The 15541-nt window shown below is 64.3% G+C and carries 13 protein-coding genes; 7 read left to right on the top strand and 6 right to left on the bottom strand.

Features of this window, described 5'->3' with window-relative positions; translation table 11 throughout:
* Positions 1-64 precede the first annotated feature (64 nt).
* Entirely contained in the window at positions 65-1486 is a 1422-nt protein-coding gene (locus QAZ22_RS22350) for an MFS transporter (RefSeq protein ID WP_278202861.1), read from the bottom strand.
* Positions 1487-1700: 214 nt separating this feature from the next.
* Here QAZ22_RS22350 and QAZ22_RS22345 point away from each other — a divergent pair, with 214 nt between their 5' ends.
* The 4 genes from QAZ22_RS22345 (at position 1701) to QAZ22_RS22330 (ending at position 4627) form a co-directional block, all read left to right on the top strand.
* Positions 1701-1949, top strand: coding sequence for a type II toxin-antitoxin system prevent-host-death family antitoxin (locus QAZ22_RS22345; protein WP_278202860.1), 249 nt, complete (start codon positions 1701-1703; stop codon positions 1947-1949).
* Positions 1946-2395 carry a PIN domain-containing protein gene (locus QAZ22_RS22340; protein WP_278202859.1) on the top strand — a complete coding sequence of 150 codons (450 nt, stop codon included), beginning with the start codon at positions 1946-1948 and terminating at the stop codon, positions 2393-2395. The genes QAZ22_RS22345 and QAZ22_RS22340 overlap by 4 nt, the downstream gene beginning before the upstream one ends.
* A gap of 140 nt (positions 2396-2535) precedes the next feature.
* A complete protein-coding gene (gene guaB, locus QAZ22_RS22335) occupies positions 2536-4038 on the top strand; it encodes an IMP dehydrogenase (protein ID WP_278202857.1) in 1503 nt (500 codons plus the stop codon).
* Positions 3974-4627, top strand: coding sequence for a hypothetical protein (locus QAZ22_RS22330; protein ID WP_278202856.1), 654 nt, complete (start codon positions 3974-3976; stop codon positions 4625-4627). The genes guaB and QAZ22_RS22330 overlap by 65 nt, the downstream gene beginning before the upstream one ends.
* A 38-nt stretch (positions 4628-4665) precedes the next feature.
* Here QAZ22_RS22330 and rnd read toward each other — a convergent pair whose 3' ends face one another.
* From rnd to QAZ22_RS22315, 3 genes are all read right to left on the bottom strand, one after another.
* Positions 4666-5817: a ribonuclease D gene (gene rnd, locus QAZ22_RS22325; protein ID WP_278202854.1), complete on the bottom strand. Its 1152-nt coding sequence runs from the start codon at positions 5815-5817 to the stop codon at positions 4666-4668.
* 77 nt (positions 5818-5894) lie between these two features.
* Positions 5895-7136: an MFS transporter gene (locus QAZ22_RS22320; RefSeq protein ID WP_278202853.1), complete on the bottom strand. Its 1242-nt coding sequence runs from the start codon at positions 7134-7136 to the stop codon at positions 5895-5897.
* A 134-nt stretch (positions 7137-7270) separates the two neighbouring features.
* Positions 7271-8503: an MFS transporter gene (locus QAZ22_RS22315; protein WP_278202852.1), complete on the bottom strand. Its 1233-nt coding sequence runs from the start codon at positions 8501-8503 to the stop codon at positions 7271-7273.
* 109 nt (positions 8504-8612) lie between these two features.
* Between QAZ22_RS22315 and QAZ22_RS22310 the strand changes: the two genes are divergently transcribed.
* Positions 8613-9371 carry a DeoR/GlpR family DNA-binding transcription regulator gene (locus QAZ22_RS22310; protein ID WP_278202850.1) on the top strand — a complete coding sequence of 253 codons (759 nt, stop codon included), beginning with the start codon at positions 8613-8615 and terminating at the stop codon, positions 9369-9371.
* 118 nt (positions 9372-9489) lie between these two features.
* Positions 9490-11277: an aspartate--tRNA ligase gene (aspS, locus tag QAZ22_RS22305; RefSeq protein WP_278207907.1), complete on the top strand. Its 1788-nt coding sequence runs from the start codon at positions 9490-9492 to the stop codon at positions 11275-11277.
* A 234-nt stretch (positions 11278-11511) separates the two neighbouring features.
* Here aspS and QAZ22_RS22300 read toward each other — a convergent pair whose 3' ends face one another.
* Both QAZ22_RS22300 and QAZ22_RS22295 read right to left on the bottom strand, forming a co-directional pair.
* Entirely contained in the window at positions 11512-12702 is a 1191-nt protein-coding gene (locus QAZ22_RS22300; protein ID WP_278202849.1) for a hypothetical protein, read from the bottom strand.
* Entirely contained in the window at positions 12699-13064 is a 366-nt protein-coding gene (locus tag QAZ22_RS22295) for a hypothetical protein (RefSeq protein ID WP_278202848.1), read from the bottom strand. Before QAZ22_RS22295 ends, QAZ22_RS22300 begins: the two co-directional genes overlap by 4 nt.
* 71 nt (positions 13065-13135) lie before the next feature.
* On the opposite strand from QAZ22_RS22295, the gene parC reads away from it, so the two are divergent.
* A complete protein-coding gene (gene parC / locus QAZ22_RS22290) occupies positions 13136-15388 on the top strand; it encodes a DNA topoisomerase IV subunit A (RefSeq protein ID WP_278202846.1) in 2253 nt (750 codons plus the stop codon).
* Positions 15389-15541: the final 153 nt, after the last annotated feature.

Below are 15541 nucleotides of genomic sequence, written 5' to 3'. Positions count from 1 at the left end.
GGATCCTAGGGTCTGCGCTCCGCTTCGCCCTAGGATGACGAAGTCACGCGGCGCGCCGACCCCACTACTTCCCTGCAGTGCCCACCGTCTCCAGCGTCTTCGGCTTCGTCAGCCCGCCGTGGCCCGACACCGCGTTGCCGGCATCGGGCGCCAGCCGCATGAAGGTGAGCGAGGCGATCGCCGACACCGCCGCGACGATGAAGAAGGCGATGTGGAAGTCACTTAAGGTCAGCGGGCCGCCATGAATCGAGGTCGATACTTCGAGGATGCCGCCGGCCAGCGCCACGCCAAGCGCGATCGACAGCTGCTGGAAGACGGCGGTTATCGGCGTCGCCTTGCTGGTGTCGGCAGCCGAGATCTCGGCATAGGAAAGCGCGTTGACGCCGGTGAAGAACATCGAGCGGATGAAGCCGCCGACCAAAAGGATGGCGAGCATCAGCGCGTAGGGCGTCTCAGGCGTGAAGAGGCCGTAGATGGCGATCGAGCCGGCGGCGATCAGCGAACCCCAGATCAGCACCCGGCGGAAGCCGGCGAGCCGGAAAAGCAGCGCGGTGACGAACTTCATGCCGATGGCGCCGACCGCCGAGACGAAGGTGATCATGCCGGACTGGAACGGCGTCAGCCCGAAGCCGATCTGGAACATCAGAGGCAGCAGGAAAGGCACCGCGCCGATGCCGATGCGGAACAGCGAGCCGCCAAGCACGGAAGAACGGAACACCTGGTTGCGGAAGAGCTCCAGCGCCAGCAGCGGATTCTTGGCGCGCCGGGCATGCAGGAGGTAAAGCACGCCCGAAACCAGGCCGACGGCAACGGTGATGAAGCCGGCGATCGGCGGCAAGGCGGGAAGGCTGACCACCGAGAGGCCGAAGACGATGCCTGACGCAGCGAGGCCGCTGAGCACGAAGCCCGGAAAATCGAGCGGGGGCGTCTCGGCGGGCGCGGTCTCCGGCAAATAGCGGGTGGCGAGCCAGATGCCCAGAAGCCCGATCGGCACGTTGATCAGGAAGATCCAGTGCCAGGTGAAATAGGTGGTGATGAAGCCGCCGATCGGCGGTCCGACCAGCGGTCCGACCAGCGCCGGCACCGTCAGCCATGACATCGCCGCGACGAGCTCGTTCTTCGGCGTGGTTCGCACCAGCACCAGGCGCCCGACCGGCGTCATCATGGCGCCGCCCATGCCTTGTAGGAAGCGCGACACCACGAAGGCCGGCAGCGAGTTGGCAAAGGCGCAGGCGACCGAGCCGGCGATGAAGACGGCGATCGCGGCGCGAAACACGCTCTTGGCGCCGAACCGGTCCGCCATCCAGCCGCTGATCGGAATGAAGATCGCCAGCGACACCAGATAGGCCGTCAGCGCCAGCTTGAGCGCGATCGGGCTGGTGTGGATGTCGATGGCGATCGCCGGCAGCGAGGTCGCGATCACGGTCGAATCCATGTTCTCCATGAAAAGTGCGACCGCCAGGATGAGCGGGATGATGCGGTTCAAGGGAATGCCCTGATTTGTCTTCGCGATTTCCAGGCCAGGCTGGGGGCGAGCCGGCACGCCCGGGCGGTTAACACGCCTAGGCCCGGATGTCGCATTAAAATGCTGTCACTTTTGCGCGACCGCAACCGCTGGTGGCCGTCACGACCCGGCATGGCTTGCTAAACTCGAACTGCATTGTTATTGTAGTGAAAATAACTACAGACGGGTGCCAGCCATGGACGAAGCCGTTTCGGCAGCCGATGCCAATCGTAGATTCTCCCATATCTTGCGTGAGGTGCGAGAGGGCCACAGCTACGTCGTGACCAGCCATGGGCGGCCGGTAGCGCGGATCGTGCCTGTCGAGAAGCATGAGGGTGGCGTGGCCTCCCGCTCGCGCGCAGCATTGTTGTTGCGACTCGAACGGCAACCGATCGTCGATGTCGGACGCTGGACCCGCGATGAGCTTTATGAGGACGATCGGTGAAGGTCGCGATCGACACCAACGTCCTTGCCTATGCGGAGGGCGTCAACGACGTGGAGAAACGCGGCGTCGTTCTCGACCTGTTACACAACGTTCCACAAGAGGCTGCCATAATTCCGGTCCAGGTGCTGGGCGAACTGTTCAATGTTCTTGTCCGCAAGGCCGGAAGGTCGCCTCGGGAAGCTCGAGATGCGTTGCTTGGCTGGAGTGACGCCTACCGGATTGCTGGAACGACGCCGGAGGTGATGACGATGGCTGTCGATCTTGCGGCGGACCATCGCTTCGGCATCTGGGATGCCGTCATTCTTTCCGCTGCTTCGCAAACGGGTTGCCGGCTGCTTCTGTCGGAAGACCTGCAGGACGGCTTCACCTGGGGCGGTGTAACCGTCGTCAATCCGTTTGCATCGCCGCGTCACGCTCTGCTGGATGCTCTCCTCGCTGCGGCGTAGAACCTGAAGCGTCCCGCAACGATCGGCTTTTCAACGCCGACAGGACGTGTTACCAGCCAGCGCCAATCCTGAAAGGGAAGATGAGAGTCGGCGCTGGCCATTGCGGTCCAGCGCCTTTTCCGCATTCAAAAGGACTGGCCATGGCAAAAATCATCGAGACGTCCACCGGCGCGCTGGCGCTGACCTTCGACGACGTGCTGCTGCAGCCCGGCCATTCCGAGGTCATGCCCGGCCAGACCGACATCCGCACCCGCATCGCCGGCGACATCGATCTCAACGTGCCGATCCTTTCGGCGGCCATGGACACGGTCACTGAAGCGAGGCTCGCGATCGCCATGGCGCAGGCCGGCGGCATCGGCGTCATCCACCGCAATTTCTCGCCGGCCGAGCAGGCCGAGCAGGTCAGGCAGGTGAAGAAGTTCGAATCCGGCATGGTGGTGAATCCCGTCACTATCGGCCCCGACGCCACGCTCGCCGACGCGCTGGCGCTGATGCGCGCCCATGGCATTTCCGGCATTCCGGTGGTCGAGAATGGCGGTACCGGCGGTCACACGGTGGGGCGCCTTGTCGGCATCCTCACCAACCGCGACGTGCGCTTCGCTTCCGATCCGTCGCAGAAGGTCTACGAGCTGATGACCCGTGAGAACCTGATCACGGTCAAGGAGAATGTCGACCAGGACGAGGCCAAGCGCCTGCTGCACAAGCACCGCATCGAGAAGCTGGTGGTGGTGGATCGGAAGGGCAATTGCGTCGGCCTGATCACCGTCAAGGACATCGAGAAGTCGCAGCTCAACCCGCACGCCACCAAGGACGCGCAGGGGCGGCTTCGCGCCGCCGCCGCCACAAGCGTCGGCGATGACGGCTTCGAGCGCGCCGAACGCCTGATCGACGCCGGCGTCGACCTTCTGGTCATCGACACCGCGCACGGCCACTCGCAACGCGTTCTGGATGCCGTGACGCGGGCAAAGAAGCTGTCGAACTCCGTGCGCATCCTGGCCGGCAACGTCGCCACCGCCGAAGGCACGCGGGCGCTGATCGACGCCGGCGCCGACGCCGTCAAGGTCGGTATCGGCCCGGGCTCCATTTGCACCACCCGTATCGTCGCCGGCGTCGGCGTGCCGCAGCTCTCGGCGATCATGTCGGCGGTGGAGACGGCCGACAAGGCGGGCGTGACGGTGATCGCAGACGGCGGCATCAAATATTCGGGCGATCTCGCCAAGGCGCTCGCCGCCGGCGCAAGTGCCGCCATGATCGGCTCGCTGCTTGCCGGCACTGACGAGAGCCCGGGCGAGGTCTATTTGCACCAGGGCCGCTCCTTCAAGGCTTATCGCGGCATGGGTTCGGTCGGCGCAATGGCGCGCGGCTCGGCCGACCGCTACTTCCAGGCCGAGGTGCGCGACACGCTGAAACTGGTTCCGGAGGGCATTGAAGGGCAGGTTCCCTACAAAGGACCTGTGGCTGGCGTGCTGCACCAGCTTGCAGGCGGCCTGAAAGCCGCTATGGGTTATGTCGGTGGGCGCGATCTTGCCGAGTTCCGTGAACGCGCCACCTTTGTGCGCATATCAAACGCCGGACTTCGTGAAAGCCACGCCCATGACGTCACGATCACCCGCGAAAGCCCGAACTATCCGGGCGGACTTTGAGCAGGCCGGCGAGCGGCCGGATCGCCTGGGACTATGGCGCAACCTGATCGTGACGGTGTTGCGCCTGTCGCGTCACGCGGCGGCGCTCTCCATCGCGTCCGCCGCGATCTTCATCGCCATGACGGCGCTGGAGTTCTTCTATTTCCGCCGCCTGAGCGGCGGGCTCCCGTCGCTCGACATGCGCATCACCGGCTTCACGCCTGATGAAGGCATGGCGTGGCTGACGGCGCTCGGCCGCCGCGGCGGCGAGATCATCATCGTCTGGCATTATCTGACTTTTGACCTGCTGTTCCCGGCGCTGCTGTCGCTCACCTTGCTCAGTCTGATCCTGGCTTTCGGCCGGCGGCTGAGCAATTTCCGCGCCATGCCTGCCCAGTTGCAGGCGCTGTCGGCATTGGCGCTGGTTCTGCCTTACACGCTCGCCGATTACGCGCAGAACTTGGTGGTCGCGCGGCTGCTGTCGGATTTCCAGTTGGCCAATCCCGATTCGCTGGCCTTCGCCTCATCGCTGACCGTGACCAAGTTCGCGCTTCTGGCCATTCCCGTCGCGGTCGTCGCGGTGTTCGCGCTGGCAGTACAACGGCGCTGAACGGTCTCTCTCCTTCTCCCAGGGGAGAAGGGAAGGCGCTACAAATCGAACACCGCTATCCTGCGCTTGTCGAACTTGATGCCGATCTCGCCGCGCACCAGCCTCAGCGCCTGTTCGCCGAACACGGCCCGCCGCCAGCCTTGCAGCGCCGGCACGTCGGCATCGTCGCCCTCGGCGGCGATGCGGTCGATGTCGTCGCTGGAGGCGAGCACCTTGGAGGCGACGCCTTCCTTCTCGGCGACGATCCGGAGCAGCACCTTGAGCAGTTCCGCTGCCGCGCTCGAGCCCTCGGGCGGCTGGAACGTCTTCGGCAGTTTGGGCATCGCTTCCTTCGGCATGGCAAGCGCCGTGTTGACCGCGCCGAGCAGCGCCGTGGCTGTCGCCGAACGCTCCCAGCCCTTCGGCGTCGTGCGCAGCCGGCCGAGGGCCGTGGCGTCGCGCGGCGCCTGTTGCGCGATCTCGTAGATCGCATCATCCTTGAGCACACGGCCGCGCGGCACGTCACGCTCGCGCGCCTCGCGCTCGCGCCAGGCGGCTACCGTTTGCACGATCGCCAGCTCCTGCGGCTTGCGAAGTCGCATCTTCAGCCGCTTCCAGGCGTCCTCCGGATGCGGATCGTAGGTCTGGCGCGAGGTGAGGACGTCCATCTCCTCGTTCAGCCAATGGGCGCGGTCCTCGCGCTTCAACTCGGCGGCGAGGTGCTGATAGACCTTGATCAGATGGGTGACGTCGGCAAGCGCATATTCGAGCTGCTTGTCGGAGAGCGGCCGGTGCCGCCAGTCGGTGAAGCGCGAGGATTTGTCGAGCCGGGCGCCGGTGATGCGCTGCACCAGCTGATCGTAGGAGACGCTGTCGCCGAAGCCGCAGACCATGGCCGCCACCTGCGTGTCGAACACCGGATGCGGCACCAGGTCGCCCAGATGGACGATGATTTCGATGTCCTGGCGGGCGGCGTGGAAGACCTTGACCACCGCTTCGTTGGCCATCAGCCGGAAGAAGGGTTTGAGGTCGATGTCCGGCGACAGCGGATCGATCAGCGCCGTCACGCCGGGCGCCGCCATCTGGATCAGACAGAGGATCGGCCAGAAGGTCGTTTCGCGGATGAATTCGGTATCGACGGTGACGAATTCCGACTTTTCGAACGCCGCGATGACGCTCTCGAGTTCTTTCTGGGTGGTGATGACGTGCATCAAATCGCTTTTGGCATCATTTTTACGCCCCTTTCAATTTCAGCCGCGTGCGCTTTCGTCAAGCCGGCGCCACGTCATCATTCGTTGGCCGCGTCCGAATCGCCGCCCCGTCGCGCGAGCCGCGCGAACAGCGTCGAGGTGCGCAGAAGTGCGGTGAAGCGGCCGCGTTTGCCTGCCGGCACACCCGATCGCACCTGCATTCGGTAGAGGATCACGGCAATGAGAATGGCGTAGACAACGGCGCTGAACACGAACAGGGCGCTCGGTCCGAAATACTGCATCACGGCCGATGCCGCGAACGGACCGCCAATGGCGCCGAAGGAATAGAACAGCATCAGCGCCGCGTTGATCAGCACGAATTCCCCTTTATCGGCCCGGTCGTTGGCGTGCGCGGCCGATAGTGAATAAAGCGGCATGGCGAAGCTGCCGAAGATGAAGACGATGACGAAGTTGAGGAACGGGTCGGCCCGCGCCACGAAGGCCAGCGCCAGCGCGGCAAGCATGGCGCAGCACGTCGTCGCCAGCAACACCGAGCGCCGGTCCCGGCGATCGGAGAGATAGCCCAGCGGATATTGGATGAGGGCGCCTCCGAATATGCCGACGCTGACGAACGTCACCACATCGGCAACCGACATGCCGATCCCCTCGGCGTAGACCGGCGACAGCGTGCGAAAGGCGCTGTTGGTGACGCCGACGGCGATGCAGCCGATCGAGCCGAGCGGCGAGATCCGCCAGACGCGCGGCAGGTCGAGCTTGACGTCTTCCGGCGGCGCCGGGTTCGAGCGGTCTGCGAGCGAGACCGGCACCAGCGAAAAGGTGATCATCATCGACATGACGGCGAAGATGGCGAAACCGCCGGCGCCGAAGATCGGAATCAGGAACTGGGCGCCGGTCACCGAGCCGATGTCGACCATGCGGTATATGGCGAGCACCCGGGCGCGGTCCTTGTTGCCGACGCCGGAATTCAGCCAGGCTTCCATGACGGTGAACAGCCCGGCGAAGCAGAAGCCGCCGGCAAAGCGCACCGCGCACCACATGACGGGGTCGATGACCAGCACCAGAAGCAGCGTGCCGACCGAGGCGATTGCGGCGAGAGCGGCAAAGGCCCTGACATGGCCGACCGCCTTCAGGATACGGGTGACTGCCAGGCAGCCGAGCAGGAAGCCGGCGAAATAGAACGTGCCCATGAGGCCGATATCGGAAGCGGAGAAACCTTCCTGCGCGCCGCGCAACGCGATCAGCGTGCCCTGCAGCCCGTTGCCGCCAAGCAGGATGCCTGCGGCGATGAGGAGCGGGATGAGCGGGCGGATGGAAGACATCGAAGAGAGGCAATCACGGGTCTGTGATCCTTCTTGGACCATAGATCCCGTCAATGCCAGGGGCAAATGCGACACGAACACGGTCACATTCTCGCACCCGACGAAGGACATGGGCTGCCAATCGGGTAGCGGCCCTAAGCTTTGCCGGCTCGTATTTCCATCTCCTGCCCGATCGTGGATGGCGCCTCGCCTGGAATCGCATTGATACTCTCTGCGGTCGGCCTTCGGCCGAGAGAGCCCGCGGTCAGCAGGCTGAGCGCGATGAAGGGAATGCCGATTCCATAGGCGGAGCGGATACCCCAATGGTCCGACACGAAGCCGAGCAGCGGCGGGCCGAGCAGGAAGGCAATGAAGGAGATTTGCGAAAGTGCCGCGACGTTGATCGCGGCCGGACGATCCGTCCGTTGCGCGGCCGCGGAGATCGCCAGCGGGAAGAGGGCGCTGCTGCCGATACCCAACAGGGCAAAGCCCAGCATCGACACCAACGGCGCCGGCGAGAAGAAGACGAGAAGAACGCCGGCCGCCATGGCGGCCAGCAGCACGCGCGCCACGCCGCTTGGCGAGTGACGGTCGACAAAGGAATCCGCGAAGAAGCGCGTGGTGGCCTGCGAGAAGGCGAACAGCGCCACCGTGAAGCCGGCGACGAAAGGTCCTGAGTCGAACACGGTGCGCATGTAGATCGCCGACCAGTCGATGCTGGCGCCTTCCAGGAGCATCGCCGAAAGCGTCACCGCGACGAGAACGAGGATCGGCAGCGTCGGCCGCGCGAACACCGGCGCCTTGTCGCCAGTGCTGGCGAAGCGGGCGGGCGCCGGCTCGTAGCCGCCGAGAAACAGCGCCATCGCTACTCCCACCATCGGCACCACCAGCGCCAGATGGAGTTGCGGCGACAGGCCGAGATGCGCCAGCGCGCCGCCGAATAGCCCGGCGCCGAAGAAGCCAGCGCTCCAGAACGAATGTGCCCGGTTCATGATGCGTCGCTTGAGCAGGAACTCGGTCCTGTCGGCCTCGACATTGAGGATGATCTCGACGCTGCCGATCATCAGCCCGACCGGCAGCAGCATGAGGAACAGCGCGACCGGCCCCGGTGCATGCACCGCGATGGAATAGGCGAGCGCCAGAAGCGGAACGAGCCAGAGCAGCGCGCGGCGAAAGCCGACGCGCTCCAGGATCGGCGCGGCGAGCGTCAGCGCGGTCAAGGTGCCGATCGGCGTCCCGATCAGGCTGAGACCCAGCGCGCCGTCCTCGATGTCCATGGCGCGCTTGATGTCCGGCAGCCGTGGGAAAATGTTGCCCATGGCGAAGGAGTAGATCGCGAAACCGGCATAGACGCGGTGCTGAGGGGCGAGTTTCAAGCCAAAGGTCATTTGCAGCATTTCCGTTGGGGAGGTGGGATGGCATCGCCGATCCAATTCGTTATTCCTTGCACAAACATGCAAAACATGCAAGAACGTGCACAATAAAATAGGATTGTGCATGCTGACCGAGGAACGGCACCAATTCATTCGCGACCGACTGGCGGCGGAAGGCAAGGTGCTGGCCGGCGAGCTCGCCAGCCGCTTCGGGGTTTCCGAGGATACGGTTCGCCGTGACTTGCGGGAACTCGCCAAGACAGGGCAGTTGCGCCGAGTCTATGGCGGCGCAGTCGCCTTGGCGCCGTTCGCCGCGGCAACGATCAGCCAGCGCAGCGGTCACGCGGTCGAGGAGAAGCTGCGCCTAGCGAAGGCCGCGGTGGGCGTGCTCGCATCGGGACAGACCCTGTTCATCGACGGCGGCACGACGAACGAGGCGATCGCGAGAGCGATCCCGCGCGACATCGAGTTGACCGTGGCCACCAATTCGCTCGGCGTCGCATCGGCGCTTGCCGATCTTCCGCGGGTCGAACTGATCATGGTCGGCGGTCGCTATGTCCGCGACCTCGGCACCTGCGTCGGCGGCGATACGCTTGCGGCCGTGGCGCAACTCGGCGCCGATCTGTTCTTCCTAGGCTCCTGCGGCCTCGATGCCTCGCGCGGCGTCACGGCTTTCGATTCGGCCGAAGCCGAGGTGAAACGCGCCATGGCCAGGAACAGCGCCGGCATCGTCATCGCCGCCACCAACGACAAGCTCGCCACCGCGGCGCCTTATCGTGTAGCGGCATCCGACGCGATCCGCCATCTGGTGGTGGAGAAGACGGCGCCTTATGCCATCCTCGCCGATTTCGAACGCCTGGGTGCCGAAATCCACTTTGCCTGATCTCAGGCCCGCGCCCGAGTGTGACCGCTTGCCTTGACAAAGCCGGCCTCTCATGCGCTTTTCGCGCCAATTTTCGAGCCGGGCTTTTCGCCCGCAATTCCGGACTTCACCAATGACAATGCATCGTTACCGCAGCCATACCTGTGCCCAATTGAGAAAGAGCGACGTCGGCAATTCCGTCCGCCTGTCGGGCTGGGTGCATCGCGTGCGCGACCATGGCGGGCTGCTCTTCATCGATATGCGCGACCATTACGGCCTGACCCAGATCGTCGCCGATCCGGATTCGCCGGCCTTCAAGGTGGCCGAGACCGTGCGTGGAGAATGGGTGATCCGTGTCGACGGCGAGGTCAAGGCGCGCCTGCCGGAGACGGTGAACCCCAACCTGCCGACCGGTGAGATCGAGGTGTTCGCGCGCGAGATCGAGGTGCTGTCGGCGGCCAAGGAGCTGCCGCTGCCGGTGTTCGGCGAGCCGGACTATCCGGAGGACATCCGCCTGAAATACCGCTTCCTCGATCTGCGCCGCGAAACACTGCACAAGAACATCGTTGCGCGCACCAGGATCATCGCCGAGATGCGCAGGCGCATGGGCGAGGTAGGCTTCACCGAGTTCTCGACGCCGATCCTGACGGCCTCGTCGCCCGAGGGCGCGCGCGACTTCCTGGTGCCGTCGCGCATTCACCCCGGCACCTTCTACGCCCTGCCGCAGGCGCCGCAGCAGTACAAGCAGCTGATCATGGTCTCCGGCTTCGATCGCTACTTCCAGATCGCGCCCTGCTTCCGCGACGAGGATCCGCGCGCCGACCGTCTGCCCGGCGAATTCTACCAGCTCGACCTCGAGATGAGCTTCGTCGAGCAGGATGACGTGCTCTCCACCATGGAGCCGGTGCTTCGCGGCGTCTTCGAGACTTTCGCCGCAGGCAAGCCGGTAACGCAGGAATTCCGCCGCATTCCCTTCGACGAGGCGATGCGCACCTACGGCACCGACAAGCCGGACTTGCGCAACCCGATCGAGATGCAGGCGGTCTCGGATCATTTCCGCGATTCCGGTTTCAAGGTGTTCGCCAACATCCTCGCCAACGACGCGAAGGCCGAGGTCTGGGCGATTCCCGCCAAGACCGGCGGCAGCCGTGCCTTCTGCGACCGCATGAATTCCTGGGCGCAAGGCGAGGGGCAGCCCGGGCTGGGCTATATCTTCTGGCGCAAGGAAGGTGAAAAACTCGAAGGCGCCGGCCCGATCGCCAAGAACATTGGCGAGGAGCGCACCGAGGCGATCCGCCAGCAGCTCGGCCTTGCCGATGGCGATGCCGCCTTCTTCGTCGCCGGCGACCCGAAGAAATTCGTCGCCTTCGCGGGCGCCGCGCGCACGCGCGCCGGCGAGGAGCTGAACCTCGTCGACCGCGACCGCTTCGAATTGTGCTGGATCGTCGACTTCCCGTTCTTCGAATGGAACGAGGACGAGATGAAGATCGACTTCGCCCACAACCCGTTCTCGATGCCGCAGGGTGGCATCGACGCTCTGAGCGGTCAGGAGCCGTTGGGCATCAAGGCGTTCCAGTACGACATGGTCTGCAACGGCTTCGAGATCGCTTCCGGCGGCATCCGCAACCATTTGCCGGAAACCATGGTGAAGGCCTTCGAGATGGTTGGGCTCGATCGCGCGACGGTCGAGGAGCGCTTTGGCGGCCTCTATCGCGCCTTCCAGTACGGCGCGCCGCCGCATGGCGGCATGGCGGCCGGCATCGACCGCATCGTCATGCTGCTGGTCGGCGCCAAGAACCTGCGCGAGGTCACAATGTTCCCGATGAACCAGCAGGCCTACGACCTGTTGATGAATGCGCCCTCGGAAGCGACCCCGCAGCAGCTGCGCGAACTGTCGCTGCGCGTCGCGGTGGCGAAGAAGGACTGACGGCAGCGTCGTAACTGCCCTTTCTCCCCGTCACTATACGGGGAGAAATGTCCGGCAGGACAATGAGGGGCAGCGCGGAAGCTGGCGATTAGAAGGCGATCATAGCTGCTGATGCCTTCTGACACGCAATCGGTTCAGCATCGAATTTCATATTTGCAGGCGTCGGCGCTGCCCCTCATCCGCCTGCCGGCACCTTCTCCCCGTATAGTGACGGGGAGAAGGCAGCTAATTCGATCAGTTCTCGTTCGCCTTGACCTTGACGCCGAGCGTCTTGGGCAGGTCGAGCGGGTTGGACATGGCGCCCGCCATGATCAGCGCGAACGGCACCGACGACGGCGGCTCGGCCGAGATTTCGAGGCTCTTGGGGTCGTCGAGGAACTTGTTGACCGCGGCCGATACCTCGGCCGTCAGTTCGGGATTGTTGAGTTGCGCCATGCCGAACGGCACGATCGCCTTGGCCTGGTTGGCGACGTCCTTGGCCGACATGCCCTGCTGCTTGCCGACATAGTCGAGCACCTTGCTGGTCAGCGAGGCGTCATCGAAGCGAACCGATGCGCCGTTGAACGAAAGCTGCTGCAAAAGACCGAGCATGGCCATGCCCTGCGCTGAGTTGTCGGCGCCCTCGGGCTGCGCGGCGAGTTGCTTCTGCATGGCCTGCATCGACTTGATGAAGTCGAGCGTGTAGCCGCCGAGATTGAAGGTCATGCCGAGCTTGCCGGCATTGTCGACGGCGATGTCATATTTCGATAGCTCCATCTTGCCGTCGCTGGGCTGCCAGGTGCCCGCCATCGAGATGTTGCCGGAGATGTTCTGGTAGCCGAGCGCCTCGATCGCTTCCTTCGACTTCGGGTCGTCGACCAGCGTCAGGTCGGCATTGAACTTTCCCGTGTTGGCGGTGAAGTCCATCGCCTTGCCGTCGGCCGGTGGGGTGATCTGGACGGCAAGCTCATCCATCGAGAAGGCCGTCTTGTCGCCGACCTTGACCGTCAAGTTGGAGAGCTCGGCCGACTTGTACATCACCAGCGAGCCAAGCGGGTCGGTGCTGCCCTCGGGCGGCACCTTCATGTCGTGGATGATGAAGGGGCTGAGATTGAGCGTCACGCCGTCCTGGGTGCGCTCGAAGGCGGAGGTCGAGACGGTCGCGATGTCGAAGCCGCCATTGGCCTCGGTGACGCCCTCCAGCTTCACGTCGCCGATCGGCAGCGCCTCCTTCTCGGCAGCCGGCTTGATGGAGACGCCCTGTAATACGACGTTCGAATCGTCACCCGTGACACCGGTCCAGGAAATATCGACGCCCTGGGCTGCAAGCGTTGCCTTGACGCGCTCGGCCACGGCCGGATCGGCGGCGAGGGCGGCGTTGAGCGGCAGGGTCAGCAGAAAGGTTGAAAAAGCCAGTTTCTTGAGCATTGAGCGTTGGATTGTCATTTGGCGAGTTCCCTGTCCTGAAAAGTGTTTTTAATTCCTGCCCCATCACCATTCCGCGACGAACGGGACGGGAAAAAGGCGTTTCCCGGCACATTTGTCGAAAAGGGCGATGAAAAGCAAACCCGGCCGGCACGCTTTGCATGGTGCGGTGAATTTGTCATGAAGACCGCGGCTCTCCTCCGCCCGCGTTGCATGCTCAGATCGCGTTGCTTGCCCAGATAGAGGGCGCATGTAACAGATTGATGTTGGCCGCGCCCCGGCACAGCCGATGCCGGTTGCAGATTGCCGGCAAACTGGAATGTTCGCCTTGCCGCTTCCGTGAAATCCTTCACATCGCCGGTTGCGGTTTCGCCTGCCCGCATCGCGCGCGACGAATCCGCCGACTCCCAACCCGGCGCTTGCCGCGAATCACCCGCTCGGCTAGTCCAAATCCATGGGAAAAAGGCATTTGCCGCCCGAAGATGGTGGCGGCGACAACATCGAACCGGTCGATCTGAAGGAAGCGCTCGAGAAGCGCTATCTGGCCTATGCGCTGTCGACCATCATGCACCGGGCATTGCCGGATGTGCGCGACGGGCTGAAGCCGGTCCATCGCCGCATCATGCACGCCATGCGGCTCCTGCGGCTGAATCCCGATCAGGGCTTCGCCAAATGCGCCCGCATCGTCGGCGAGGTGATGGGCAAGTTCCATCCGCATGGCGACCAGTCGATCTACGACGCGCTGGTGCGCCTCGCCCAGGATTTTTCCATGCGCTACCCACTGGTCGACGGGCAGGGCAATTTCGGCAATATCGACGGCGATAACGCCGCCGCCATGCGCTACACCGAAGCGCGCATGACGGAGGTGGCGACCGAGCTGCTTGCCGGCATCACCGAGGACGCCGTCGACTACCGGCCGACCTATAATGAGGAGGACGAGGAGCCGTCGGTTCTGCCCGGCGCCTTCCCGAACCTGCTCGCCAACGGCTCGTCCGGCATTGCGGTGGGCATGGCGACCTCGATCCCGCCGCACAATGCCGCCGAGCTTTGCGACGCGGCGCTGCATCTGATCGAGCATCCTGACGCGCCGGTGGCGAAGCTGATGGATTTCGTCCAGGGACCGGATTTCCCGACCGGCGGCATCATCGTCGACAGCCGCGCCTCGATTCTCGAAGCCTATGAGAGCGGCCGCGGCGGTTTTCGCGTGCGCGCCAAGTGGGGGCAGGAGGACCAGGGCAGGGGCACCTGGAGCATCGTCGTCACCGAAATTCCCTACGGCGTCCAGAAAGCCAGGCTGATCGAGAAGATCGCCGAGCTCCTGATGGCGCGCAAGCTGCCGCTGCTCGAAGACATTCGCGACGAGAGCGCCGAGGACATCCGTATCGTGCTGGTGCCGAAGAGCCGCACCGTCGATCCCGGCATCCTGATGGAATCGTTGTTCAAGCTCACCGAGCTCGAAAGCCGATTCCCGCTCAACATGAACGTGCTGTCGCGCGGCAAGGTGCCGAACGTGCTCTCGCTCAAGGGCGTGCTCAAGGAATGGCTCGACCACCGCCGCGAGGTGCTGATCCGCCGCTCGCGGTATCGCCTGGGCGAGATCGAGAAGCGCCTGGAAATCCTCGCCGGCTATCTCGTCGCCTATCTCAACATCGACGAGGTGATCAGGATCATCCGCGAGGAGGATGAGCCCAAGCAGGTGATGATGGCCCGCTGGTCGCTCACCGACAACCAGGCCGAAGCAATCCTCAACATGCGGCTGCGGGCCCTGCGCAAGCTCGAAGAGATCGAAATCCGCAAGGAGCACGACGGCCTCACCGAGGAGAAGAAGCAGATCGAGGCGCTGCTGGCGTCGGACGCCAAGCAATGGGCGACGATCCGTTGGGAAGTCACCAAGGTCCGCGATCAGTTCGGGCCCGAGACCGAGCTCGGCAAGCGCCGCACCCAGTTCGCCGACGCGCCGGAGCATGATCTGACCGACATCGCGCATGCCATGATCGAGCGCGAGCCGGTCACCGTCGTGGTTTCGGAAAAGGGCTGGCTGCGCGCGATGAAAGGTCACCTGACCGACCATTCGCAGCTTGCCTTCAAGGAAGGCGACAGCCTGAAGCTCGCCTTCCATGCGCAGACCACGGACAAGATCCTGGTCTTCACCACCGGCGGCAAGTTCTACACCATCGGCGCCGACCGGCTGCCGGGCGGACGCGGCCATGGCGAGCCGATCCGCATCATCGTCGACATGGAGAACGACCAGGACATCGTCACCGCCTTCGTCCATGATCCGAAGCGCAAGCTGCTCCTGGTCTCATATGATGCGAACGGTTTCGTCGTCTCCGAGGAAGAGGTCGTCGCCAACACCCGCAAGGGCAAGCAGGTGATGAACGTCAAGGCGCCGGACGAGGCCAAGCGCTGCGTTCCGGTCGCGGGCGACCACCTCGCCATTGTCGGCGAGAACCGCAAGATGCTGATCTTCCCGCTCGCCGAAATCCCGGAGATGGCGCGCGGCAAGGGCGTGCGCCTGCAGAAATACAAGGATGGCGGCGTGCTGGACCTGAAAACCTTCACGATTGCAGCGGGGCTGACCTGGCAGGACTCCGCCGACCGCACCTTCACCAAGTCGCGCGAGGAACTGGCCGAATGGATCGGCGCCCGCGCCGCCGCCGGCCGCATGGTGCCGAAGGGTTTCCCGAGGACGGGTAAGTTTGGGTAGCGAGGCGCCCAACCTTCTCCCCTTGTGGGAGAAGGTGGCCGAGCGAAGCTCGGTCGGATGAGGGGTGTTCCAGGGAACGCCAACGTCTCATTCCGTCCAGCACCCCTCATCCGTCTCGGCGCTGCGCGCCGATCCACCTTCTCCCACAAGGGG

The sequence above is a fragment of the Mesorhizobium sp. WSM4906 genome (genome assembly GCF_029674625.1).
GTDB lineage: Bacteria > Pseudomonadota > Alphaproteobacteria > Rhizobiales > Rhizobiaceae > Mesorhizobium.
This window is presented reverse-complemented; position numbering and strand designations above follow the sequence as displayed.

Bases quoted from the DNA above. Each gene is read 5' to 3' on its own strand.
- guaB (WP_278202857.1), top strand. From the start codon at position 2,536: ATGGCAAAAATCATCGAGACGTCCACCGGCGCGCTGGCGCTGACCTTC.
- aspS (WP_278207907.1), top strand. From the start codon at position 9,490: ATGCATCGTTACCGCAGCCATACCTGTGCCCAATTGAGAAAGAGCGAC.
- QAZ22_RS22300 (WP_278202849.1), bottom strand. From the start codon at position 12,702: ATGACAATCCAACGCTCAATGCTCAAGAAACTGGCTTTTTCAACCTTT.
- QAZ22_RS22315 (WP_278202852.1), bottom strand. From the start codon at position 8,503: ATGACCTTTGGCTTGAAACTCGCCCCTCAGCACCGCGTCTATGCCGGT.
- QAZ22_RS22310 (WP_278202850.1), top strand. From the start codon at position 8,613: ATGCTGACCGAGGAACGGCACCAATTCATTCGCGACCGACTGGCGGCG.
- rnd (WP_278202854.1), bottom strand. From the start codon at position 5,817: ATGCACGTCATCACCACCCAGAAAGAACTCGAGAGCGTCATCGCGGCG.
- QAZ22_RS22345 (WP_278202860.1), top strand. From the start codon at position 1,701: ATGGACGAAGCCGTTTCGGCAGCCGATGCCAATCGTAGATTCTCCCAT.
- QAZ22_RS22320 (WP_278202853.1), bottom strand. From the start codon at position 7,136: ATGTCTTCCATCCGCCCGCTCATCCCGCTCCTCATCGCCGCAGGCATC.
- QAZ22_RS22295 (WP_278202848.1), bottom strand. From the start codon at position 13,064: ATGCGGGCAGGCGAAACCGCAACCGGCGATGTGAAGGATTTCACGGAA.
- parC (WP_278202846.1), top strand. From the start codon at position 13,136: ATGGGAAAAAGGCATTTGCCGCCCGAAGATGGTGGCGGCGACAACATC.